Annotated in this window: 22 protein-coding genes; 11 read left to right on the top strand and 11 right to left on the bottom strand. The window is 62.9% G+C overall.

Annotation, left to right across the window (positions count from 1 at the left end; all coding sequences use genetic code 11):
* Positions 1-92: 92 nt before the first annotated feature.
* From FJ543_RS09805 to FJ543_RS09790, 4 genes are read left to right on the top strand one after another with little or no spacing between them, the layout of a single operon-like run.
* The gene (locus tag FJ543_RS09805; protein WP_140874879.1) at positions 93-1,712 is read left to right on the top strand and encodes an NAD(P)/FAD-dependent oxidoreductase; all 1,620 of its coding nucleotides are present in this window, start codon (positions 93-95) and stop codon (positions 1,710-1,712) included.
* Positions 1,699-3,264: an NAD(P)/FAD-dependent oxidoreductase gene (locus FJ543_RS09800; protein WP_140874877.1), complete on the top strand. Its 1,566-nt coding sequence runs from the start codon at positions 1,699-1,701 to the stop codon at positions 3,262-3,264. Before FJ543_RS09805 ends, FJ543_RS09800 begins: the two co-directional genes overlap by 14 nt.
* A gap of 43 nt (positions 3,265-3,307) precedes the next feature.
* On the top strand, positions 3,308-4,540 hold the full coding sequence (locus tag FJ543_RS09795) for an aminomethyltransferase family protein (protein ID WP_140875534.1): 1,233 nt from the start codon (positions 3,308-3,310) through the stop codon (positions 4,538-4,540).
* A gap of 2 nt (positions 4,541-4,542) precedes the next feature.
* Positions 4,543-4,803: a hypothetical protein gene (locus FJ543_RS09790; protein WP_140712727.1), complete on the top strand. Its 261-nt coding sequence runs from the start codon at positions 4,543-4,545 to the stop codon at positions 4,801-4,803.
* A 6-nt stretch (positions 4,804-4,809) separates the two neighbouring features.
* On the opposite strand, the gene FJ543_RS09785 is transcribed toward FJ543_RS09790, so the two are convergent.
* The 4 genes from FJ543_RS09785 to FJ543_RS09770 form a co-directional block, all read right to left on the bottom strand.
* The gene (locus FJ543_RS09785; RefSeq protein ID WP_140616741.1) at positions 4,810-5,868 is read right to left on the bottom strand and encodes a dipeptidase; all 1,059 of its coding nucleotides are present in this window, start codon (positions 5,866-5,868) and stop codon (positions 4,810-4,812) included.
* Positions 5,869-6,014: 146 nt separating this feature from the next.
* Entirely contained in the window at positions 6,015-6,314 is a 300-nt protein-coding gene (locus FJ543_RS09780; RefSeq protein ID WP_015315410.1) for a GNAT family N-acetyltransferase, read from the bottom strand.
* Between the two features lie 2 nt (positions 6,315-6,316).
* Complete coding sequence (locus FJ543_RS09775) at positions 6,317-6,937, bottom strand: alpha/beta hydrolase (RefSeq protein WP_140822452.1); 621 nt, start codon at positions 6,935-6,937, stop codon at positions 6,317-6,319.
* Positions 6,938-6,941: 4 nt separating this feature from the next.
* Positions 6,942-7,874 carry a VOC family protein gene (locus tag FJ543_RS09770; RefSeq protein ID WP_140712723.1) on the bottom strand — a complete coding sequence of 311 codons (933 nt, stop codon included), beginning with the start codon at positions 7,872-7,874 and terminating at the stop codon, positions 6,942-6,944.
* A gap of 226 nt (positions 7,875-8,100) precedes the next feature.
* Here FJ543_RS09770 and FJ543_RS09765 point away from each other — a divergent pair, with 226 nt between their 5' ends.
* The gene (locus FJ543_RS09765; protein ID WP_140874875.1) at positions 8,101-9,660 is read left to right on the top strand and encodes an alkaline phosphatase family protein; all 1,560 of its coding nucleotides are present in this window, start codon (positions 8,101-8,103) and stop codon (positions 9,658-9,660) included.
* 66 nt (positions 9,661-9,726) lie between these two features.
* Here FJ543_RS09765 and FJ543_RS09760 read toward each other — a convergent pair whose 3' ends face one another.
* Positions 9,727-11,031, bottom strand: coding sequence for a PRC-barrel domain-containing protein (locus tag FJ543_RS09760; RefSeq protein ID WP_140874874.1), 1,305 nt, complete (start codon positions 11,029-11,031; stop codon positions 9,727-9,729).
* A 287-nt stretch (positions 11,032-11,318) separates the two neighbouring features.
* On the opposite strand from FJ543_RS09760, the gene FJ543_RS09755 reads away from it, so the two are divergent.
* On the top strand, positions 11,319-12,239 hold the full coding sequence (locus tag FJ543_RS09755) for a diacylglycerol kinase family protein (RefSeq protein WP_140662967.1): 921 nt from the start codon (positions 11,319-11,321) through the stop codon (positions 12,237-12,239).
* Positions 12,240-12,268: 29 nt separating this feature from the next.
* On the opposite strand, the gene FJ543_RS09750 is transcribed toward FJ543_RS09755, so the two are convergent.
* Positions 12,269-12,469 carry a hypothetical protein gene (locus FJ543_RS09750; RefSeq protein WP_015315404.1) on the bottom strand — a complete coding sequence of 67 codons (201 nt, stop codon included), beginning with the start codon at positions 12,467-12,469 and terminating at the stop codon, positions 12,269-12,271.
* 145 nt (positions 12,470-12,614) lie between these two features.
* On the opposite strand from FJ543_RS09750, the gene FJ543_RS09745 reads away from it, so the two are divergent.
* Complete coding sequence (locus FJ543_RS09745) at positions 12,615-14,147, top strand: HWE histidine kinase domain-containing protein (protein ID WP_140874872.1); 1,533 nt, start codon at positions 12,615-12,617, stop codon at positions 14,145-14,147.
* 23 nt (positions 14,148-14,170) lie between these two features.
* Here the strand turns inward: FJ543_RS09745 and FJ543_RS09740 are convergent, their stop codons facing one another.
* From FJ543_RS09740 to FJ543_RS09730, 3 genes are all read right to left on the bottom strand, one after another.
* Positions 14,171-14,647: a hypothetical protein gene (locus FJ543_RS09740; protein WP_140874871.1), complete on the bottom strand. Its 477-nt coding sequence runs from the start codon at positions 14,645-14,647 to the stop codon at positions 14,171-14,173.
* A gap of 10 nt (positions 14,648-14,657) precedes the next feature.
* The gene (locus tag FJ543_RS09735) at positions 14,658-14,984 is read right to left on the bottom strand and encodes a DUF883 family protein (protein ID WP_140874869.1); all 327 of its coding nucleotides are present in this window, start codon (positions 14,982-14,984) and stop codon (positions 14,658-14,660) included.
* 120 nt (positions 14,985-15,104) lie between these two features.
* On the bottom strand, positions 15,105-15,866 hold the full coding sequence (locus FJ543_RS09730) for a Crp/Fnr family transcriptional regulator (protein WP_140789810.1): 762 nt from the start codon (positions 15,864-15,866) through the stop codon (positions 15,105-15,107).
* A 141-nt stretch (positions 15,867-16,007) separates the two neighbouring features.
* Between FJ543_RS09730 and FJ543_RS09725 the strand changes: the two genes are divergently transcribed.
* On the top strand, positions 16,008-16,388 hold the full coding sequence (locus FJ543_RS09725; protein ID WP_224622347.1) for a response regulator: 381 nt from the start codon (positions 16,008-16,010) through the stop codon (positions 16,386-16,388).
* Between the two features lie 45 nt (positions 16,389-16,433).
* Here FJ543_RS09725 and FJ543_RS09720 read toward each other — a convergent pair whose 3' ends face one another.
* Together FJ543_RS09720 and FJ543_RS09715 are read right to left on the bottom strand one after the other, a co-directional pair.
* A complete protein-coding gene (locus FJ543_RS09720; protein ID WP_010911883.1) occupies positions 16,434-16,985 on the bottom strand; it encodes an RNA polymerase sigma factor in 552 nt (183 codons plus the stop codon).
* A gap of 4 nt (positions 16,986-16,989) precedes the next feature.
* Positions 16,990-17,193 (bottom strand): NepR family anti-sigma factor, encoded by a 204-nt coding sequence (locus FJ543_RS09715; RefSeq protein ID WP_140616734.1) that lies wholly within the window; start codon positions 17,191-17,193, stop codon positions 16,990-16,992.
* A 217-nt stretch (positions 17,194-17,410) separates the two neighbouring features.
* On the opposite strand from FJ543_RS09715, the gene FJ543_RS09710 reads away from it, so the two are divergent.
* From FJ543_RS09710 to FJ543_RS09700, 3 genes are all read left to right on the top strand, one after another.
* Entirely contained in the window at positions 17,411-18,205 is a 795-nt protein-coding gene (locus FJ543_RS09710) for a response regulator (protein WP_015315397.1), read from the top strand.
* 206 nt (positions 18,206-18,411) lie between these two features.
* Positions 18,412-18,576: a DUF1328 domain-containing protein gene (locus FJ543_RS09705; protein ID WP_010911886.1), complete on the top strand. Its 165-nt coding sequence runs from the start codon at positions 18,412-18,414 to the stop codon at positions 18,574-18,576.
* A 187-nt stretch (positions 18,577-18,763) separates the two neighbouring features.
* Positions 18,764-19,798 (top strand): sensor histidine kinase, encoded by a 1,035-nt coding sequence (locus FJ543_RS09700; RefSeq protein WP_015315396.1) that lies wholly within the window; start codon positions 18,764-18,766, stop codon positions 19,796-19,798.
* Positions 19,799-19,930: the final 132 nt, after the last annotated feature.

The following is a 19,930-nucleotide window of genomic DNA, read 5'->3' as shown; positions in this document are numbered from 1 at the left end:
GACACAATGGCTGGTGCCGTGCCAAATTCCACGCATTAGGGGACAGTTCACGCAGAAATGAAGAGCGGGACGCAGATGAGCACTGGGCCACAATGAAAGCTTGGGATGCGATCATCATCGGCGGCGGACACAACGGCCTGGTCAACGCCTGTTACCTGCAGCGCGCCGGCCTCGACGTGCTGGTTGCGGAGAAGAACGACTGGGTCGGAGGCGCCGCCACAAGCAGGGAACTGACGCCGGGCTTCCTCTACTCCAACTGCTCCTACGTCTGCTCGCTGTTCCGACCCGAGATCATGCGCGATCTGGAGCTCCCCCGCTTCGGCCTGCAAGTCATCTCCTATGAGGGCGGCGCGGTGTTCACCCGGGATGGCGACTATCTCGCCAATTATCGCGACCACGACGCGCACCGGCGGGAATTCGCTCGTTTCTCCAAAAGGGATGCCGAGGCCTATGACCGCTACGCCCGCGACGTGACGCGGCAGTGCCGCTTCATCCAGCCGCTGTTGATGCGCACCGCGCCGGACCCAACCAGCCTGTGCCCGCGCGACCTCGGCGAACTGCTCTATCTCGGCAAGAAATTCGCGGGTCTCTCCGCCGAGGAAATGGCACTGACGCTGCGCTTCTGGACCATGTCTATCTCTGAGTTCCTCGACGAATATTTCGAGACCGACGTCATCAAGGCGAACTTCGCCCTGTCTGGCATCATCGGCACGGCACTCGGGCCGATGTCGCCCGGCACCGCTTACGTGCTGCTGCACCACTATATGGGCGAGGTCGATGGATCGGTTGGCGCCTGGGGCTATGCGCGCGGCGGCATGGGCGCCGTGACCAAGGCGCTGGCCGCCTCGTTCAAGGCCTCGGGTGGAACCATACGCACCGGCGCCGAGGTCGACCATGTGCTGGTGAGCCGTGGCAAGGCCAGGGGCGTCGTGCTGGCCAGCGGCGAGGAGATTTACGGCAAGCTGGTCGTCTCCAATGCCGACGTGAAGCGCACTTTCCTGAAGCTGGTCGAAGAGAAGGAACTGCCCGACATCTTCCTGCGCCGGGTGAAGAACTTCAAGATTCGCGGATCCTCGGGAAAGGTCAACATAGCACTCGATTCGCTGCCGGAATTCCCGGCGCTGCCGAAGGATTCGCCGGTCTATCGCGGCGACATGCATTTCACCGATTCGATGGAGCGCATGGAGCGCGCCTATGACAACTGGAAGGCCGGCCGCTGGTCCGCCGATCCGTTCCTCGACATGGTCATCCCGACGACGCTCGACCCGACCATGGCGCCGCCAGGGAAGCATTTCATGAGCTGCTTCGTTCAGTACGCTCCGCCCAAGATCGCTGGTCGCGAGTGGACGGACGCCGATCGTGACGGTTTTGCTGAAAGCGTGATTGCGCAGATATCGGATTATTCACCCGGGTTCCGCGACCGCATCGTCCATATGGAGGTGCGCACGCCACGCGAGATCGAGGCCGAGGTCGGCCTCACGGAAGGCAACATCTTTCAGGGCGAGCTGACCTTCGACCAGTTGCTGTTCAACCGTCCGGTGCCCGGTTACGCGCAATATCGGTCGCCGGTTGGCGGCCTCTATATGTGCGGCTCCTCGACCCATCCCGGCGGCGGCGTCATGGGTGCGCCCGGCCGCAACGCAGCCGCCGAAATCCTGCGCGATCTCGCAAAATCCAACTCGCATATGAGCCCGGCCCATGACGTCATTTGATGCCATCGTCATCGGCGGCGGCCACAACGGGCTTGTCGCTGCCGCCACGCTGGCGAAGGCCGGCCGCAAGGCGCTGGTGCTGGAAGCAGGAGCCGAACCCGGCGGCGCCGCGCGGACCGAGGAATTTGCGCCCGGTTTTCGCGCTTCGTCCATCGCGCATGTGTTGAACCGGCTGCATCCCGATGTGGTGAAAACGCTGGAGCTGGAAAAGCACGGGCTGCAGATCGCTCGCGCCGACTTCCTGCCGTCGGTCGCATTGTCGAAAGATGGACCGCCGCTTGTCCTGCATGGCGCTTATGGCGAGGTGCTGACCGGCGCCAGTTCGTCGGAACAGTCCGCCTGGAAGGAACTACGCGCACAACTGCTGCGCTATGCCGGCATCCTGAAACCCTTCCTGTCGCGCCGGCCGCCCGATCTCGGCGGCATGTCGCTGCTGGAGGCCGCTTCGCTCGGCCACACCGCGGTGGCGCTGAAGAAACTTGGCAAGGAAGACATGCGCGACTTCCTGCGCGTGCTTTTGATGAACGTTGCCGACTTGCTTGACGAACAACTCGCCGACGACAGGCTGAAGGGGCTGCTCGCCTTCGACGCCACGCTCGGCAGCCATCTCGGCCCGCGCTCGCCGACCTCGCTGCTCGGCCTCTATTATCGTCTGAGCGGAGAGAGCGGCGGTGTGGCCGGAGCGCAATTGCTGCCAAAGGGCGGCATGGGCGCGGTGGTCGCCGCCATCCGCACGGCTGCCGAAAAGGCTGGCGTCACGATCCGCGCATCGATGCCCGTCGCCAGGATCATTGTCGAGAAAGGCCGCGCCGTCGGCGTTGCCCTCGACAATGGCGAGGAGCTTCGCGCCCGAACGATCGTCTCGGCCATCAATCCGACGACCACCTTCCTCGATCTCGTCGGACCGCGCGAGATCGACACCGGCTTCGTGCGCAAAGTGAAAAACATCCGCATGAGGGGCGATGCCGCCAAGCTCCATCTGGCGCTCGACCGGCCGCCGCGGTTTGCCGGTGTCGACGCCGCCGGCCATAAGGGCCGACTGGTGATCGCGTCCTCTCCCGACCACGTCGAACGTGCCTTCAATCCATCCAAATATGGCGAGTTCTCGCCCGAGCCGGTGATGGAAATCACGCTGCCCAGTCTCGCCGATCCGTCGCTCGCGCCCGACAGCGCCTGCGTGCTGTCCGCCGTGGTGCAATACGCGCCCTATCGGTTGAAAGAGAGCTGGGATGCCGGCAAGCCGAAATTTCTCGAGGCAATCATGGCCCAGTTGGAAGCCTACGCGCCTGGCATTGGCAAGACGGTGATTCATGCCGAACTGCTCACCCCTGCGGACATCGAGAAGCGCTACCGCATGCCGGGCGGCCATTGGCACCACGGTGAATTGCAGGCCGATCAGATGCTGATCTCGCGTCCCGTCTCCGGTTGGTCGGGCTACGACACGCCGCTCGACGGGCTGTTCCTGGCCGGCGCGGGTTCGCATCCTGGTGGTGGTGTTTCGGGTACGCCAGGATTGAATGCCGCGCGGCGCATCATTGCGATGAAGGGGTGACTTGATGTCTCAACTGGCCGACGCTGCACTCCACGGCGCCATCATGACCCATCAAGCCTCCATTCCGTTGACAGCCCGCATCGCAGCCCAATCTCACTTCCGCTCGCTGCGCCTCGGCACGCCGTTCCAGCCGCGCATCGATGCGCTGGCCAAGACCCAGGACTGGTACAATTGGGCCGGTTACCGCGCGCCGCATTCGCTTTGGGACGAGGAGCTCGAATATTTCGCCATCCGCAGCCAGGCAGCACTCTTCGACATCTCGCCGATGACCAAATACCGGATCGAAGGACCGGATGCCCAGACCTTCCTCGACCGCGTCACCTTGCGCGATGTCACCAAGCTCAGGACCGGCCGCGTTCATTACACCGCTTGGTGTGACGACGAGGGTTTTGTGCTGGACGACGGGACGCTGTTCCGACTTTCGCCGACCCGCTTCCGGCTGTGTTCGCAGGAGCGGCATCTGCCGTGGCTGCTGGACAGCGCCCTTGGTTTCGACGTCATCGTCGAGGAAGAGACCGAGGCCGTCGCCGGGCTCGCCTTGCAGGGGCCCACATCCTTCGCTGTGCTGCGCGACGCCGGTTTTGCCGGTGTCGAGAGGCTGAAAATATTCGACCTTGCCGAATTTCCGCACGACGGCGGCACGGCCATCATTTCACGCACCGGCTTTACCGGTGATCTCGGTTACGAACTGTTCGTTCCGGCCGAAAAGGCGCTGAGCCTGTGGGACCGGCTGATGACAGCTGGGGAACTGCACGGCATCAGGGCGATCGGCTACACCGCCCTTAACCGTGCCCGTCTCGAGGCTGGGCTGATCGTCGCCAATGCCGATTTCACCACCGCCGAACATGCCATCCGCGCCGACCGTTTGCGCATGCCCGACGAGATCGGGCTCGGCTTCATGATCGATCTGGACAAGGGCCATTTCAATGGCCGCCGCGCCATCCTCGAGGCCCGCGCCAAACGCAAGTTTCGGCATGTCCTCGTCGGACTGGAGATCGAAGGCAACGTCCCAGCCGAACACGCGATCGTCTATCACAGGAAGAGCCAGGAGGTCGGCCTGGTCAGCGCCGCCATGTGGTCGCCGATGGCCAAGCGCAACATCGCCATCGCCTCGCTGGCGCGGCCCTATGGCGATACTGTCGTGGAAGACCTCTGGGTCGAGATCTACGCCATGCGCGAGCTGCAGTACCAGAAGCTGATGAAACGGGCCAAGGTGGTGGCGCGACCCTTCATCAAGCTCGACCGCCGTACCGCCAATCCGCCGGCGGATTTCTGACCATGACCGAGGAAGCGGGCAAGCAACAGGAAGAAGGTGAAGCCGCCGAACAGTGGGAGCTGGTCAACACGCCGCTCGGCGAGAAATGGTCTGGCCGCACGCGCTATGCCGCCGCCATGTTCTTCTATAAGCGTGGCGAGATGAGCGCCGAGACGCTGGAGGTCTATCGCATTTGCGCTCGGATCGATGCGGAAAACCCGCTGCCGATCATTCGCGATCGCGGCGTCGGCAAGGACTGGCTGAAGCGCATGGGCTTCGAATAAGGCGTCCTAACCTATCGTTCTTTCCAGCATGCTTAGCCAGTTGCGGTAGGCAATCTTTTCGATCAGCGCGCGGCCAAAACCGCGCGCCGCCAGCGCATCGATGAGTTTCGGCAGACCGGCAACGTCGCCGATGACCGCCGGGATCATGGCGCCGTCGAAATCCGAACCGAGACCGACGCCATCCTCGCCCAAAGCCTGCAGCAGGGAATCGATATGGCGCACCATGATGTCGAGGCTGGTGTCGGCATTCATGCGGCCGTCCTCGCGCAGGAAGCCGGTGGCGAAGTTCAACCCGACCATGCCGCCGGAGTCGCGGATCGCGCCGAGCTGCCAGTCGGTGAGGTTGCGAGAATGGCCGCAGATCGCATGCACGTTGGAATGGGTGGCGACCAGCGGCGCATCGCTAAGCGCTGCGACGTCGCGAAAACCCTTCTCGTTGAGATGCGAGAGATCGATCATGATCCTCAGTTCATTGCAGGCCTTGACCAGCGCCTTGCCGGCATCGGTCAGGCCCGGACCGGTGTCCGGCGAGGACGGAAAGCGAAACGGCACGCCGTGACCGAACGCATTGGGCCGGCTCCAGACGATGCCGAGCGAGCGCAGGCCCGCGGCATGCAGCACGTCGAGCATGGTGAGTTCGGGATCGATGGCCTCGACGCCTTCGATGTGGAACACCGCGGCAATCGTGCCTTGCGCCATGGCATTGCGCACATCGCCGGCGCTGCGGCAGATCGCCAATGCGCCGGCGCGCTCCAGCCGGAAGAGGATGGACGCCATCGCAATCGTCGAGTTGAGCGCATCGGCGCGCGGCACCTCGGGCGGCAGCGGCTCGCTGTCGCTCGGCGCCGAAGGCACGGCGCTGCGCCGCGCTTTCTCGACCGGGGGCGGGAAGATGGCGAACATGCCGCCGGCGAATCCGCCAGCCCTGGCGCGCGGCAAGTCGATATGGCCGCCCGATTTCCCTTCGATGAACAGCTTCTCGACGTCCGCGTCTTTCGCCTGGTGCAAACGCAGCAGCGTGTCGTTGTGGCCGTCAAAGACGGGGACGAGGTCTGTTTCGGTCATATGGGGGATCATTCGGTCTGTTTGTCGGCAGGGCGATATATCATATCTAGGCAAGATGTGCCGCCGGGGCAAATTACAAAGCCAACGGGACGGCAATGGCCGCCCGTTTAGCTCTGTTCCTACACATCCGCTTTGTGCTTGCGGGGCTACTGCTTCAGCACATCCGCCCATTCCGGGTGACGGCGGAACTGGGCGTTGGCGAACGGGCAGAGCGGAATGATCTTCTTGCCTGCCGCCCGCGCGTCCTCGACGGCACGGGTGACGAGCCGAAGCCCGGCGCCCTGACCGCGAAAGGCGTCCGGCACTTCGGTGTGGTCGATGATCAGCTGGTGCTCGCCGATTTTGGTGAAGGTCATCTCCGCCTCGGCGCCGCCGGCGCCGCGCAGCACGTAGCGACCCTTGGAGCCGCGATCTTCAAGTTCGATCTCTGGCAATTGATCGGGCATCTCTACACTCCTTGGGCGATGGTGGCGAAAAGCCGCCGCGCCGCTTCGATTTCGTTTGGCCGCACCTCGTGCCCGCCTTCGTGCCACTCCACTGTGACATCGGCTCCGTCGGCGCGCAAATAGGCTTCGAGCCGCGCCGTCAGGTTCGGCGGGCAGATCGGATCGCGCCTGCCGGCGGTCACCAGGATGTGACGACCTGCAAGACTGCCCTTCACCTGCGGCTCGAACGGGATCAGCGGATGCATCAGCACCGTGGCGTCGAACAGGTCAGGGGTTTCGAACACCAGCGAAGCCAGGACGTTGGCGCCATTGGAATAGCCGAGGCCCAGCACGACCGATGGCTTCGCCGCCTCGACATGGGCCTGGACGAAGCCCGCCATCTTGGCCGTGGCCCGCGCCAGGTCGTCCATGTCATAGACGCCCTCGCCGGTGCGGCGGAAGAAGCGCGCGGCACCTTGCTCCGACACATCGCCGCGCGGCGAGACGATGGTGGCCTGGGGCGCGAGATCGCGCCCCAGCGAGACAAGCTGGCTCTCGTCGCCGCCTGTGCCATGGAAGACGAAAAGCAGCTGACCACCCGGCGAACCAGGCAGCACCTTGTGGGCGTAAGCGTCCTTGCTCATCGTCTCAACCCTCCAGCTTCTGCAGATGCTGTTCGAGATACGGCCGCAGATGCTGATGCTGCGTCGGCAGCTTCAGCGCCTCGCCGAGATGGGCGGTGTCCTCGTCCTTGTCGAAACCCGGCTCATTGGTGGCGACTTCGAACAGCACGCCGCCCGGCGTGCGGAAATAGATCGCCCAGAAATAATCGCGGTCGATCACCGGCGTCACCCCATAGCCCGTATCCATCAGCGCCTTGCGCACTTCGAGCTGCTTGGCGCGATTCTCGACGGCGAAGGCGACATGATGAACGGAGCCGGCGCCGAGATCGGCGAAGGGTGCGGTCGGCAGCGTTTCGATATCGACGAAATCGGCGCCATTGCCGTTCTTGACGGCGAGCCGCCTGACATTGCCTGACTTGTCGACCTCCTCGTAACCCATGAACTTCAACAGCTCCTCGGTGGCGCCGCCATCCTTCAGCCTCAGCGAAACCGAGTGAAAGCCGCGGATCGCCTCGTCCGCGGCAATACCGCCCTTCACCCAGGGCGCTCTGCCGTCGGCCTTGTCCTCGACCAGTGCAAAGCCATCGCCGTCCGGGCCGGCAAATGCGAGCCGCTTCTCGCCAAAGCTTTCCTCGCGGGCGACATTGGTTACGCCTTCGTCGGTGAAGCGTTTTTCCCAAGAGGCGAGCGTGCCTTCCGGCACGGAATAGACCGTGGTGCCGACTTCGCCGACGCCAGGACGGCCCTTGCCGATGTTGGGAAACGGGAAATAGGTCATCACCGAACCGGGTGTGCCGGCCTCGTCGCCATAATAGAGATGGTAGACGTCGGGCGCGTCGAAATTGACGGTCTTCTTGACCCGGCGCAGGCCGAGCTTGTGGGTGAAGAAATCATTGTTCTGCCGTGCATCCCTGGCCATCGAGGTGACGTGATGCAGGCCCTTGATCTGGTCGAGCATGGTCTCTGCTCCTTCCCTTGGTGTTTGTGCGGCCCTCGCCGCTCTCCACGCCAATATGAGGATACGAGCGAGTATGGCAAAGGCGGCAAACACAGGATGGACTGTGCCTTAAAAGTGAACAATCGAAAGATCCTTGTTCACCGTTTAGCAAACAGCCCTGGTCTTGCGCGGTGGATGGAATCGGTTCCATGTACGCATTCGACGTGCTGGAGAGGGGTAAGCGCAAGTGACTGGAAAAGGCAGGCGGCCAAATGTCCTTCTCATCACTTGCGACCAGTGGCGCGGCGATTGCCTGTCGGCTGTCGGGCATCCCCAGGTGAAGACGCCGAATGCCGATGCGCTGGCCGCCGACGGCGTGCTGTTCAAGCGCCATTACGGCGGCGCGGCGCCTTGCTCACCGGCCCGTGCCTGCCTCTACACCGGCCTCTATCAGATGAACAATCGTGTCTGCCGCAACGGCACGCCGCTCGACGCCCGCCATGGCAATATTGCGCTCGCCGCGCGCAGCGTCGGTTACGATCCGACCTTGTTCGGCTATACCGATGTGTCGCTCGATCCGCGCCAGCTTGCACCGGCCGATCCGCGGTTGCACAGCTATGAGGGTGTTCTGCCCGGCTTCACGGCGCGCCAATTGCTGCCCGAACATCAGAAGCAGTGGCTGTCCTGGCTGAAGCAGCAAGGCATCGATGCCGGCGCTGGAAGTCCTGACATTCATCGTCCGGTGGGCGAGGTCGACGGTGCGGTGACCGAAGCGCCACCCGTCTACTCCAGGGACCAGACGCCGACGGCCTTCCTTGCCGGCGAGTTCATCCGCTGGCTGGGCGAGCAGGACGAGGCCACGCCGTGGTTTGCGCATCTTTCCTTTATCAGCCCGCATCCGCCCTTCATCGTACCGGAACCGTACAACACTCAATACGATCCCGCGGACGGCCCCGCTTTTCACCGCGCGGAAAGTTGGCGCGCCGAATCTCAAGGCCACCCCTACGTCGCCTATGATCTCGATCGCCAAAAACGAGCGAAGTTCCGCCCCGGCGCCGCGGGCAAAGTGCACGACTGGAGCGAGGATGATTTCCGCCGCATCAGGGCGATCTATTACGGCATGATCTCGGAGGTGGACGCGCAGCTCGGCCGCCTGTGGCACGCGCTGAAGACCGAAGCCGCGTGGGACAACACCATCATCGTGCTCACCTCCGACCATGCCGAAATGATGGGCGACCACTTCATGCTGGGTAAGGGCGGCTATTTCGACGGCAGCTACCATATCCCGCTGATCATCCGCGATCCACGCCACCGCAAGGCTGCCGGCAGCGCTGTCGATCGCTTCACCGAAGCGGTGGATATTTTGCCTACGCTCATCGACCTGCTCGGCGTGGCTCCCGAACCGCACCTTGACGGATGCTCGCTGAAACCCTTCCTGAGCGGTGGAACGCCCGCCATTTGGCGCGACGCCGCGCACTGGGAGTTCGACTTTCGCTCGATCGCCGGCGGTGAAGCGGAACGGCATTTCGGCATCACCTCGCGCCAGTGCAACCTCGCTGTCATCCGCACGAAGAAATTCAAGTACGTGCATTTTGGCGGCGGCCTGCCGCCGCTGCTTTTCGACATGGAGGACGACCCTGGCGAATTGAAGAACCTCGCCGGCAGCCCGGCACATCGTTCGACCCGGCTGGAATTCGCCGAAAGGCTGCTCGCCTGGCGGGCCGAACATCTCGACCAGTCGCTTGCCCTCTTGGAACTGACGGAAAACGGAGTGACTGGATACTCCAGCTCGCAAGCAGGGCGGTAGGGGGATTACCCTACCGCCCTGGATCCTTGCCTATCGAAGTATTCTTACCTGTCGAAGTATCCTTGCCTACCGGACGATCAGACGCTGCTCGTCGCGCTTCTGGGCGTAGGAGCCCTTGTCGTAAGCCGCTTGCTTCTCGAGCTGCTCCTTGGTGAAGGTCGTATAAAGGTACTTCTTGCCGTTCTTGTCGGTCATGAACTTCAAATTATCCATGCCGACCGCGACCTCCTTCTCGCCAATGCCGAGGAAGCCGCCGACATCGACGATCACGGCGTCGGGTTTCTTGTCGGGGGTCAGCACCACATCGCCGATCTCACCGACCTTGGCGTCGTTGGCGCCATAGACCGTCGTGCCCTTCAGGTCGTCGCCCCTGATCTCTCCAACCGGCATCTCGGTAAGCTTGGACTTGTCGATGGCCGCGGTCTGTGTCTGGTCAGGAGCCGTGGCGTCAGCCGGCGCCGCCGCGGTCCTGTCCGCCGGAGCGGCGGCGGGAGCTGTCGCGGCGGACGGCGCCGCTGCGGGCGCGGTTGGCGCCGGTTCATTGGATGCCGTCGTTGCCGGCGCCGGATCATAGGCCTTGCGGTTGAAATCCGGCTGCGCCTGCAGCTCTTCCTTGGTGGTCTGCGCCACCAGCCAGCGGTCGCCGTTCTTCTGTGCCCACTGCGCCTTGGCGAAATCATAAGCCACGTTCTTTTCGCCCATGCCCAGGAACCCGCCGACGCCGATAATCAGCGACTGCGCCTTGCCTTCCTTGGTCAGCACGATGTCGTTCACATCGCCGATCTTCTGGGCGTCATCGCCGGTGCCGTTGTAGACATTTTCACCGATGATGTTTGTGGCCAGGTTGCCATCAGCCGGTTTGACCGGCTCGGCGTTCGTGGACTGCTGCGCGGTATCGGTCGATGTGGCCGGCGCCTGTGCGGTCGTCGCTGCGGCCGGGGCCGGCGCGTAAGCCTTGCTGTCGAACTCCGGATGCGCCTTCAGTTCGTCCTTGGTGGTCTGCGCCACCAGCCAGCGATCGCCGTTCTTCTCGGCCCATTGCAGCTTGTCGTAGTCGAAGGCGACATTCTTGGTTCCCACGCCAAGGAAACCGCCGACGCCGATGACGACGGATTTCGCCATGCCGTCCTTGTCGAAGACCACGTCAGTGACCTTGCCGATATTCTCGGCATTGTCGCCAGTGCCATTGTAGACGGTTTCGCCGATGATGTTGGTGACGATGCTGCCTTCAGCGCGCGGTACCGGCGCCGTCGCGGCCGGCTCCTGGGCGGCGGGCTGGTTCGCGGGGGCTGGGGTTGCAGCGCTCTGCGCGAAGGCGCCGGTTGCAACCATTGTCGCAAGGGCGGTCGTCGCTAAAAGGGTGCGGATCATGATGGTCTCTCCTCGTGCCTGATTTCGTACATGCCGCGCCCGGTTGAACCCCTCGCTGGGATCGGACGCGACATCTCTGCAGGTTCACAACGTCGTGACCATGCCGTTGTTCCGACAAAAACCGCGATGGCCGAAGCCAAAACCCAAGAAGCGGATCTGACTGCCCATTGCCGAAAACCTGGGTCTGGCCGGAGTTTCCGCCCTGCCGGAACTATTCCTGGTTTGACGCGTTTCAGCCGCTGGCTGGGATACCCCGGTCGGGTTTGAGGTGATCAGCGGAGCGGGGCATGAAATTCGCGGCGGTGCTGAACCGGGACGGCGGCACCTTGCGCACCACCGATCTCGCCGCCTTTTCGGACCGGATGCGTCAGACGCTGGAATCGGCGGGCCACTCTCTCAGCATCGACATCGTTGCCGGCAAGGACGTCGTGGACACTCTCGACAGCGCTGCGTCGCGCCACACCGTCGACGTCGTGCTCGCCGGAGGCGGTGACGGCACCATCTCGGCCGCGGCCGCCAGGCTGATGGGCAGGAAAAAGGCGCTCGCCATATTGCCGGCCGGCACCATGAACCTGTTCGCGCGCGGCCTTGGTATTCCGCAGTCGCTCGATGCGGCGCTGAAATCCTTTGCCGACGGCGAAATCATCGCGGTCGACATGGCAACGGCCAATGGCCAGCCTTTCGTTCATCAGTTCTCGATCGGCATGCATGCCAAGATGGTGCAACTGCGCCAGGGCATGGAATTCGGCTCACGCCTGGGCAAGATCGGCGCTTCAGCCAAGGCAGCCTGGGCGACGATCAAGAACCCGCCGGCAATGAAGGTCACGCTCGGCATCGGTGAAGCGGAGATGACTGCCCGCATATCCGGCCTCGGCGTGACCAACAATCTCTTCGGCGAAGGTCACCTGCCCTATGCCGACAATCCGGCCGGTGGCGTGCTCGGCATTTACGTCACGGTAGCGCAGCAGCGCGCCGAACTGGTCAAGTTTTTGTTCAACGTGGCGCGCGGCAAGTGGCGTGACAACGAACATGTCGAAATCCACCAGGCCGACAGGGTGACCCTCAAAATCCATTCCGGCGGCAGGAAATTCCGCGCCGTCATGGACGGCGAACTGGTTAGGCTCGATCGTGAGACGACGATCGAAATCAAACCTGGAGCGCTCAATGTGCTGGTGCCGGCCAGCGTCGCCCAGGTGAAGGCCGCCTGATGCTGTGTGAAGTCATCAAGGGACTGACTTCAGCCGGAGGGCGCCGGACCGGTGCTCGGCGGCGTGGGGACATGTTGCTCGTCGCTGTTCGGCGCCTTGATCAACACGCCGTAGATCTCGGCGACGCCCCAGGCGACGAGCACCAGGAGCAGTCCGGCGATCAGGATTCGGAACCCATGCCAGCCCCACCGCCCCTGACGCGCTTTGTTTTCGGGAATGTTCCTGGCCATGGCGGGTCCTCGTCTGGTTTCGCGTCGGCTGACGCGATCGGCAAATCACGCTCGGGTAACGGTCCCTCGCAAGGATGGTTCCGGCTGCAGGGCTGTCCCGGGCCGGCGACGGTGAGGACATCAAGGCAAGCCACGGGAACTTGGTTTGAATAGCAGGGTGGAAACAGCAGCCGATCTGCCGGCCGAGGTTGCGCGCGCCGTGCAGGACGAGCACCGGCTGGCCGTGTTGCACTGGCTTGAGATGCTTGATACGGCGCCCGACCCGGATTTCGACCGCATCGGCGGCTTTGCCGCCGCCGTGATGCGCGCGCCGATCGCGCTGGTCACACTTGTCGACCTCGATCGGCAATGGTTCAAATCCTGTTCTGGCATGGAAGAAACACAGATTACGACAGCCATCTCCTTCTGTGCGCACGCCATCGCCGCTGGCGATGAGCCGATGGTGGTGACGGATGCAGCAGCCGACCAGCGTTTCCATGCCAATCCGCTGGTGACCGGCAAGCATCATGTGCGCTTCTATGCCGGCGTCCCGATCATTGTCGCGGGAGCGCGGATCGGAACCCTGTGCGTCATGCACCGCAAGCCGGGTGCCCACCCGTCCCGCTCCAGGCTCGACCAGTTGAAAACGCTCGCCGGCCTCGCCGGCAGCCTGTTCACCCTGAAGCACGCGACCCGCACCGGCGCTGTCGCCGAAGCCGCGCTCGCGCGCGAGGAAAAGCGGCGCGCCGTCGCCCTCGATGCTGCTTCGCTGGCAAGTTGGGCCTGGGACGTCCGCACCGACGTCATCGACTGCGACGTCCGATTGCCGGAATTGTTCAACCTGCCGCGCTCGACAAGGTTGCGGGCCCGCGATGTTCTGACAGCCATCGATCCACGCGACGTCCACCAGACCGAAACCAGCTTTCGTGATGCCTTGACCGGCAGTGACGACTATTTTGGCGAATACCGGGTGAATGGCTTCCATCCACCGCGATGGGTGGCCACGCGCGGCCGTGTCATCGAGCGCGATGGCGAAGGCAAGCCGACGCTGATTTTCGGCGTCAACTACGACATTTCGGAACGCAAGCTCGGTGACGAACGGCAACGGCTCCTGCTGCGTGAACTCAACCACCGGGTCAAGAACACGCTGGCGACGGTCCAGGCGCTGGCGACGCAGACCGTGCGCCATGCCCGCCAGCCGAGCGAATTCCTCAAAGCCTTCAGCGCCCGGCTTCAAGCCCTGGGTATCGCCCATGGCCTGCTGTCCGACCGCGAGTGGCGCGGTATCGGCATCCGCGAACTCGTCCAGATCGAGATCAGGCCTTTCGACAACGCCGCCCAGCCGCGGCTGGCAATCTCGGGCGCCGATCTGCTGCTGTCTCCCGATCAGGCCGTCGGCCTCGGGCTGATCTTGCACGAACTGGCCAGCAACGCGCTGCAGTATGGGTCACTGTCGGTTGCGTCAGGCAAGGTTGATCTCGACTGGAAAGCGCAAGGCAAGAATGGTGACAGGCGCCTGGTGTTCACCTGGCGCGAAAGCGGCGGTCCTGAAGTAGCGCCGCCCGAGCGGCAAGGCTTCGGCTCGATCCTCATCCGGCGCAGCCTGGCCAAGGTCATTTCGAGCGAAGTAACCCACGAATTCCGGCGCGATGGGGTCTTCGCCGAAATATCGATGCCGCTGGAAGATCTGTCGAGATGACGTGAGCATGGCCGCCGGCGCGACTACCCCTCGCCGGCATCCGGGTGGTGGTCGGTGTCGGACTTCACATTCTCGCGGTAGATGGCATAGGCCGCGAGTGCCACGGCCGGACCAAGAATAACCCCGAGCCCACCTTTTCCCTTGAGCCCACCTTTGAGCAATGCCGGAAGCACAGCGAGCGCGGCCGTAATGCCGATCGCTTTCATGTCGGTCTTGCGCCGCCTAGCCTCGCGGCGCATCCGCGTGCCCGACATCAGCCGATGGGTCAAAAGAACAAGGCCTGCGATGACCAGAAAGCCGACACCGAAACCAATCGCCGCCGCCAGCGATCCATAGCTGGCCGATGCCCAGATATAGGCCGCGCCGACCAGGAAGCCGATACCGCAAAACACCGCCAGCGCGGCAAGCATATAGACGATGGCCGCCGTCCGTGCTCGACGTATGGCGGCCACGGTTTCGCCCGAGGCGAAACCCGAGAGCAACGATGCCAGCAGTCCCATCTCGGCGGAACTAGCGACGCGTGAGCAGCGCGAACAGGAAGCCGACGCCCGCGGCGATAGCCAGCGACGTCATCGGCTTTTCGCGTACGCTTGCCACCATCTGCGCCTCGATATCCCTGGCATTACCGCGCAAGCTGTCGAAGGCAGCCTCCCCTTGGGCGCGCAACTGTTCGACGCCTTCGGCCGCCGCGCGCCGCGCCGTGCCGTAGCCGTGTTCACCGGTCTTGGCCAATTGCTTGGTGAGCTTGTCGATATCGGCCTTCAACTGCCTGATGTCGGCTTCCAGATCCGGATTCGTCCGCGCTTCGTTGGCTGTCTTCCCTGCGACGGTGGCCATTGCTTAACTCCTTGTGATTGCTCGATTTCAAACGCGCCTTGCGTCTCAAGGTTCCGATGTCGGGACAAACTACCCGAAAACCCGGTCACGCGCACCCGATCCGCCCCGGCAAGGTGTCGGTCAGATCAGCGGCCGGCGGCCCTCGGACAGCCCCTCCCAGCCGGCGAGCTGTTTCAGACCTTCAATGTCGACGACACCGCAACCGCCGTCGCGCCAGACGATCAGCTGACGGTCCATCAGCTTGCGGATTGTCTTGTTGGTGTGAACCAACGACAAGCCAAGCGTATCGGCGATGTGCTGCTGCGTGATCGGTATCTGGATGGACTGCGTGCCGTTCAGGCCCACGACCTTGGCGCGGCTGGCGATGAAGGCGACAAGATAGGCGGCGCGTTCGATTGCGCTGCGGCGGCCGACACTGAGCAGGTTCTCGTCCAGCATCCGCTCTTCACGCGAAGCGATCCAGGTGATGTCGTAGGCGAGGCCCGGATGGTTGCGGTAGATCTCGAGCAGATTGTCGCGTTCGAACACGCAAAGCAGCATTGGCGACAGCGCCTCGACGGAATGCTGCATTTCCCCCATGACGCTGCCTTGCAGACCGATGAGATCGCCGGGCATGAGGTAATTGAGGATCTGCCGGCGGCCGTCCTGCAGCAGCTTGTAGCGGAACGCCCAGCCGGACAGCACAGTGTAGAGATGCGCGCTGTGGCTTCCTTCCACGAGAACCGTGGCACCCTTGTCGACCGCGAGTTCTCCCTTCTTGAACTTGCTGATGAAGGCCAGCTCCGGCTTCTCGAACTCCCGGAACACCGGCAGGGACCGCAACGGGCATTGCTCGCAGGGGTATTGACGGCTTGAGGAAGAGCGCCCGGTCTGGCTCGGCATTTCGACCCCCTTGCGAATGCCTGCCGTGAGCAGGTCTGTTTTTGCGTGTTGCCGAGATCGGCCTGTCGGCGGATGTCTTTTTTAAATGACAACACACCAAATTGCGATCATGACTCCCGGCGTTTCAAGGAGCAATTGCCTGTGCCCCAATTACTTGATGGATTGCGCATTCTTGTCCTGGAGGATGAGTTCCTCATCGCCATGGATGTCGAGCAACTCTGCCGTGACCACGGTGCAGGCGAGGTGGTGGTTGCCCGCGATTTGGCCGAGGTCGATGGCCGGAAGGTCGCGAAGAATTTCGACGCGGCCATTGTCGACCTGATGCTGGGTGGCGCCTCGACGCTCGAATTTGCCGCGGGCCTTCGTGAGACCGGCGTCCCGTTCGTGTTTGCGTCCGGTTATTCGGATGCGGATGAGATCAAGGCGTCTTTCCCGGGGGTGAGGCTGGTCACCAAGCCCTATTCGGGCGAAGACCTCGTCGAGGCCGTGGCGCTGGCCTATGGTCGCGGCTCCCCTGGCTGAGACTGACGCGACAACGTCCGAATCGCCGTTATGCGGCCCCGCATTTCAATGCGCAGCCGTTCCCGTGACCTGAGCCGAGATCGCGTCGGGGCCATACTCGTCCTCACCTGAGATTTTCAGGATTTCCTGCAGGCGGGTGCGGGCCCTGCTGACGCGGCTTTTGATCGTTCCGACCGCGCAACCGCAGATTTCGGCGGCCTCCTCGTAGGAGAAGCCCGATGCGCCGATCAGGATGATGGCTTCGCGCTGGTCCTCCGGCAATTGCTCGAGTGCCCCGCGAAAATCCTTGAGGTCGAGCTGGCCGTGCTGGGCCGGGTGCACTGCAAGCCGGGCCGTCATGATGCCGTCGCTGTCCTGCACCTCGCGACCGCGCTTGCGCATTTGCGAATAGAATTCATTGCGCAGTATCGTGAAAAGCCATGCCTTGAGGTTGGTGCCGGGCTGGAAGCTTTCATGCTTGTCCCAGGCCTTGACCAACGTTTCCTGAACGAGGTCATCGGCCTTGTCGGCATTCTGCGTCAGCGACACGGCGAAGGCCCGCAAGCTCGGGATCGCCCCAAGCAGATCGGTCTTGAAGCCTTGGGAGACCGCTGCCATGTCCCTAGTCCTTCTTCTGTGCGGGTTCGGCCTGTTCCAGTTGGCTGAGCAACTGGGCGAAGCGATCCGGCACATTGTCGGAGACCAGCTCGTCGTAATATTGTTTGAGTTTGCGTCCGATTTCGGAGTTGGGCCCTAACGGATCGCCGTCGCCGTTCCGGCGCCTGCCCGTGACGCCAGCCAGAATATCTTTGGTCATGTCCTTCATTTCGCCCTTTATTTCCCAGAACTCAAGCCGCTCACAACACAACACAAGGCAAGCGGCACCCTCGTCTGGTTGCCCATCCCGGCGCTAAAACGCCATTGCCGGTGATTCGTTCCATATCGGCGGAACTTTTTCAGAAAAGCGGCGTTGTTTCCCACGGGGCTTGCAATCGGCATAGCCTGGAATCCGTTCAACGCGTCATCTGAGGGAGACGTCTATTATGAGCTTGTCCGCCACCATCGCTCCGCATCTGCCGTTCCTGCGGCGCTTTTCGCGTGCCGTCTCGGGATCGCAGGAGAGCGGCGACGCGCTGGTCGCCGCGATGCTTGAGGCGATCATTGCCGATGTCGACATCTTCCCCGAGGCGTCGAGTGACCGGATCGCACTATACAAGGTTTTCGCCAAGCTCTTCACATCGGTTGCCATCCGCGTTCCGCAAGAGCAGACACAGGCGGGCTGGGAACAGCGCGCGGCCGCCAATCTCAATGCGATCGCGCCGCTTCCCCGCCAGGCCTTCCTGCTGGTTGCCGTCGAAGGTTTCAGCGAGGACGAGGCGGCCGAGATCCTCGATGTCGGCGACCAGCAGTTCTCCGAGCTGCTTGCCCAGGCAAGCAACGAGATTTCCCGTCAGGTGGCGACCGACGTGCTGATCATCGAGGATGAGCCGCTCATTGCCATGGATATAGAGGAGATGGTCGAGAGCCTCGGCCATCGGGTGGTGGGCACGGCGCGCACCCATGCCGAAGCGGTGACGATGTTCGGCAAGACCCGACCGAAGATGGTGCTGGCCGATATCCAGCTCGCCGACGGCAGCTCGGGCATCGAGGCGGTGAACGAAATCCTCTCGTCGACATCGGTGCCGGTAATCTTCATCACCGCTTTTCCCGAGCGTCTGCTGACCGGAGAGCGTCCGGAACCTGCTTTCCTCGTGACCAAGCCGTTCAATCCCGACATGGTGAAGGCGCTGATCAGCCAGGCGCTCTTCTTCGACCGGCAGGCCAAGGCCGCTGCATAAATCGCGGCCTCCGCGAGCCGGACAAGGACATAAAAGGCCACTGGGTGCGATGCATTCGGTGGCCTTCTTGACAAGCCGGATCGGCCGCCAGCGAATTTCCAGCCCGCGCTGCCTGGAACGGTTTGCAAGCATCGGCTTTTTCGGCGAATGGTGGAACAAACCGCATTTACCCACGTTTTCACCGTATCATTGGAAGGAGATGAACCATGCTTTACTGGGCGCTCGTATTTCTCGTCGTGGCGATTATTGCCGGCGCGCTTGGTTTCGGCGGTATCGCCGGCACATCCGCCGGTATCGCGCAGATATTGTTCTTCATCTTCCTCGCATTCCTGGTCATTTCGCTTTTGGCCGGCCTTTTCAGACGGGCGTGAGCCTGGCGACTGAATAGAGGAACACTGGAAGCCGCACCCCTCAAACGGTTTCCAGCCACCGCCGGGCGGTGTCCTTTACTGGACGCCGTCCGGCGGACCGCTTTAGGAAGGGTGGTTATCCCGATTCATTTGGAACCGATGTGGCAGGTGAGCGGTTCAGTCTGAGTTGGGGTGGACAGGTTGACCGATGCGCTCGAGGACTTCAGATAGAGAGGAAGGCGCACGGGGCGATGAAGTGATCGCCATGCACCCCGCCGAGAGCGGCATGCAGCTTGGCCGGGCTCTTCTCCACGCGCTCCACAATGCCGGCATTTCCGTCCTCTATCAGGATCGCGATATGAAGACCGTATGGGCCCGCAACATGCGCGCCCCTTGGGCCTCCGACGATGTCGATGGCAACGGCATTTTGCCGACGGCGCAGACCGACCGCATCGGCGCCGCCAAGCGCGATGTGATCGCGACCGGCAATCCCCAGCGCCTTGAAATCAGTGTCCCGGTCGAGAATGGCGTTCGCTGGTTTCAGATTTGGGTCGATGCCGACCGAGGCGACGATGGCGATGTACAGGGCGTCGTCACCACCATGGTCGAGACTACCGAGCAAAAGCGGCGTGAACAGACGTTGACGACGCTGCTGCGGGAAGTCAGCCATCGCTCGAAGAACCTCCTGGCGATCATCCAGAGCATCGCGACCCAGACCGGTCGCTATTCCGACGGCATCGGCGATTTCCTGACGCGCTTCCGCGGCCGGCTGCAGTCGCTGGCCTCCTCCCAGGATCTGGTGACATCCTCCAATTGGCGAGGGGCAGCCCTTCATGAACTGGTGGCGGGCCAGGTCGGCCGCTATGGCGCGAACCCGTCGCACAGCCTCCGTTTTCGTGGCGCCAATCCTTACCTCAATCCCAACGCCGCGCTGCATATCGGGCTGGCGATGCATGAACTTGCCGTCAACTCGTTGAGCTACGGCGCCCTGTCCCGGCCGGATGGCTTCGTCGAGGTTACCGCCCAACTCGACGCTGCCGCCACGGGGGAGGTTGCGCTGTCGCTGACATGGGCCGAAACGATAGAAGCCAATCGCGGTGGCGGCGGTCAACGGCGCTTCGGAAGCGTTGCGTTGGAGCGGGTGGTGCCGGCATCCCTGAACGGAACCGCGAACCTGGATATCGGCGAGGGCCACCTCGAATATCGCCTTGTCGTGCCGCACAGCAATTTCGAGACGCAGTGAGAGCCTGGCAAACAACAATCCTTAACCGGCTGTTCACCATAAGCGCGGATGCTGTTTTTCCCAGATACCGTCGGAACCTGCCCCGCCTTCGGAGATTGTTGGCAGGCTCGAAGCACGGTACGGGAGGAATGT

The organism is Mesorhizobium sp. B2-5-7, from assembly GCF_006440875.1.
Classification (GTDB): Bacteria; Pseudomonadota; Alphaproteobacteria; order Rhizobiales; family Rhizobiaceae; genus Mesorhizobium; species Mesorhizobium australicum.
The sequence above is the reverse complement of the archived record's forward strand: the minus strand, read 5'-3'. Positions and strand labels throughout refer to the sequence as shown.

Bases quoted from the DNA above. Each gene is read 5' to 3' on its own strand.
- FJ543_RS09735 (WP_140874869.1), bottom strand. From the start codon at position 14,984: ATGGCCACCGTCGCAGGGAAGACAGCCAACGAAGCGCGGACGAATCCG.
- FJ543_RS09800 (WP_140874877.1), top strand. From the start codon at position 1,699: ATGACGTCATTTGATGCCATCGTCATCGGCGGCGGCCACAACGGGCTT.
- FJ543_RS09785 (WP_140616741.1), bottom strand. From the start codon at position 5,868: ATGACCGAAACAGACCTCGTCCCCGTCTTTGACGGCCACAACGACACG.
- FJ543_RS09700 (WP_015315396.1), top strand. From the start codon at position 18,764: ATGCGCTCGAGGACTTCAGATAGAGAGGAAGGCGCACGGGGCGATGAA.
- FJ543_RS09760 (WP_140874874.1), bottom strand. From the start codon at position 11,031: ATGATCCGCACCCTTTTAGCGACGACCGCCCTTGCGACAATGGTTGCA.
- FJ543_RS09715 (WP_140616734.1), bottom strand. From the start codon at position 17,193: ATGAAGGACATGACCAAAGATATTCTGGCTGGCGTCACGGGCAGGCGC.
- FJ543_RS09740 (WP_140874871.1), bottom strand. From the start codon at position 14,647: ATGGGACTGCTGGCATCGTTGCTCTCGGGTTTCGCCTCGGGCGAAACC.
- FJ543_RS09705 (WP_010911886.1), top strand. From the start codon at position 18,412: ATGCTTTACTGGGCGCTCGTATTTCTCGTCGTGGCGATTATTGCCGGC.
- FJ543_RS09720 (WP_010911883.1), bottom strand. From the start codon at position 16,985: ATGGCAGCGGTCTCCCAAGGCTTCAAGACCGATCTGCTTGGGGCGATC.
- FJ543_RS09805 (WP_140874879.1), top strand. From the start codon at position 93: ATGAAAGCTTGGGATGCGATCATCATCGGCGGCGGACACAACGGCCTG.
- FJ543_RS09775 (WP_140822452.1), bottom strand. From the start codon at position 6,937: ATGAGCAAGGACGCTTACGCCCACAAGGTGCTGCCTGGTTCGCCGGGT.
- FJ543_RS09770 (WP_140712723.1), bottom strand. From the start codon at position 7,874: ATGCTCGACCAGATCAAGGGCCTGCATCACGTCACCTCGATGGCCAGG.
- FJ543_RS09710 (WP_015315397.1), top strand. From the start codon at position 17,411: ATGAGCTTGTCCGCCACCATCGCTCCGCATCTGCCGTTCCTGCGGCGC.
- FJ543_RS09755 (WP_140662967.1), top strand. From the start codon at position 11,319: ATGAAATTCGCGGCGGTGCTGAACCGGGACGGCGGCACCTTGCGCACC.
- FJ543_RS09780 (WP_015315410.1), bottom strand. From the start codon at position 6,314: ATGCCCGATCAATTGCCAGAGATCGAACTTGAAGATCGCGGCTCCAAG.
- FJ543_RS09790 (WP_140712727.1), top strand. From the start codon at position 4,543: ATGACCGAGGAAGCGGGCAAGCAACAGGAAGAAGGTGAAGCCGCCGAA.
- FJ543_RS09750 (WP_015315404.1), bottom strand. From the start codon at position 12,469: ATGGCCAGGAACATTCCCGAAAACAAAGCGCGTCAGGGGCGGTGGGGC.
- FJ543_RS09730 (WP_140789810.1), bottom strand. From the start codon at position 15,866: ATGCCGAGCCAGACCGGGCGCTCTTCCTCAAGCCGTCAATACCCCTGC.
- FJ543_RS09795 (WP_140875534.1), top strand. From the start codon at position 3,308: ATGACCCATCAAGCCTCCATTCCGTTGACAGCCCGCATCGCAGCCCAA.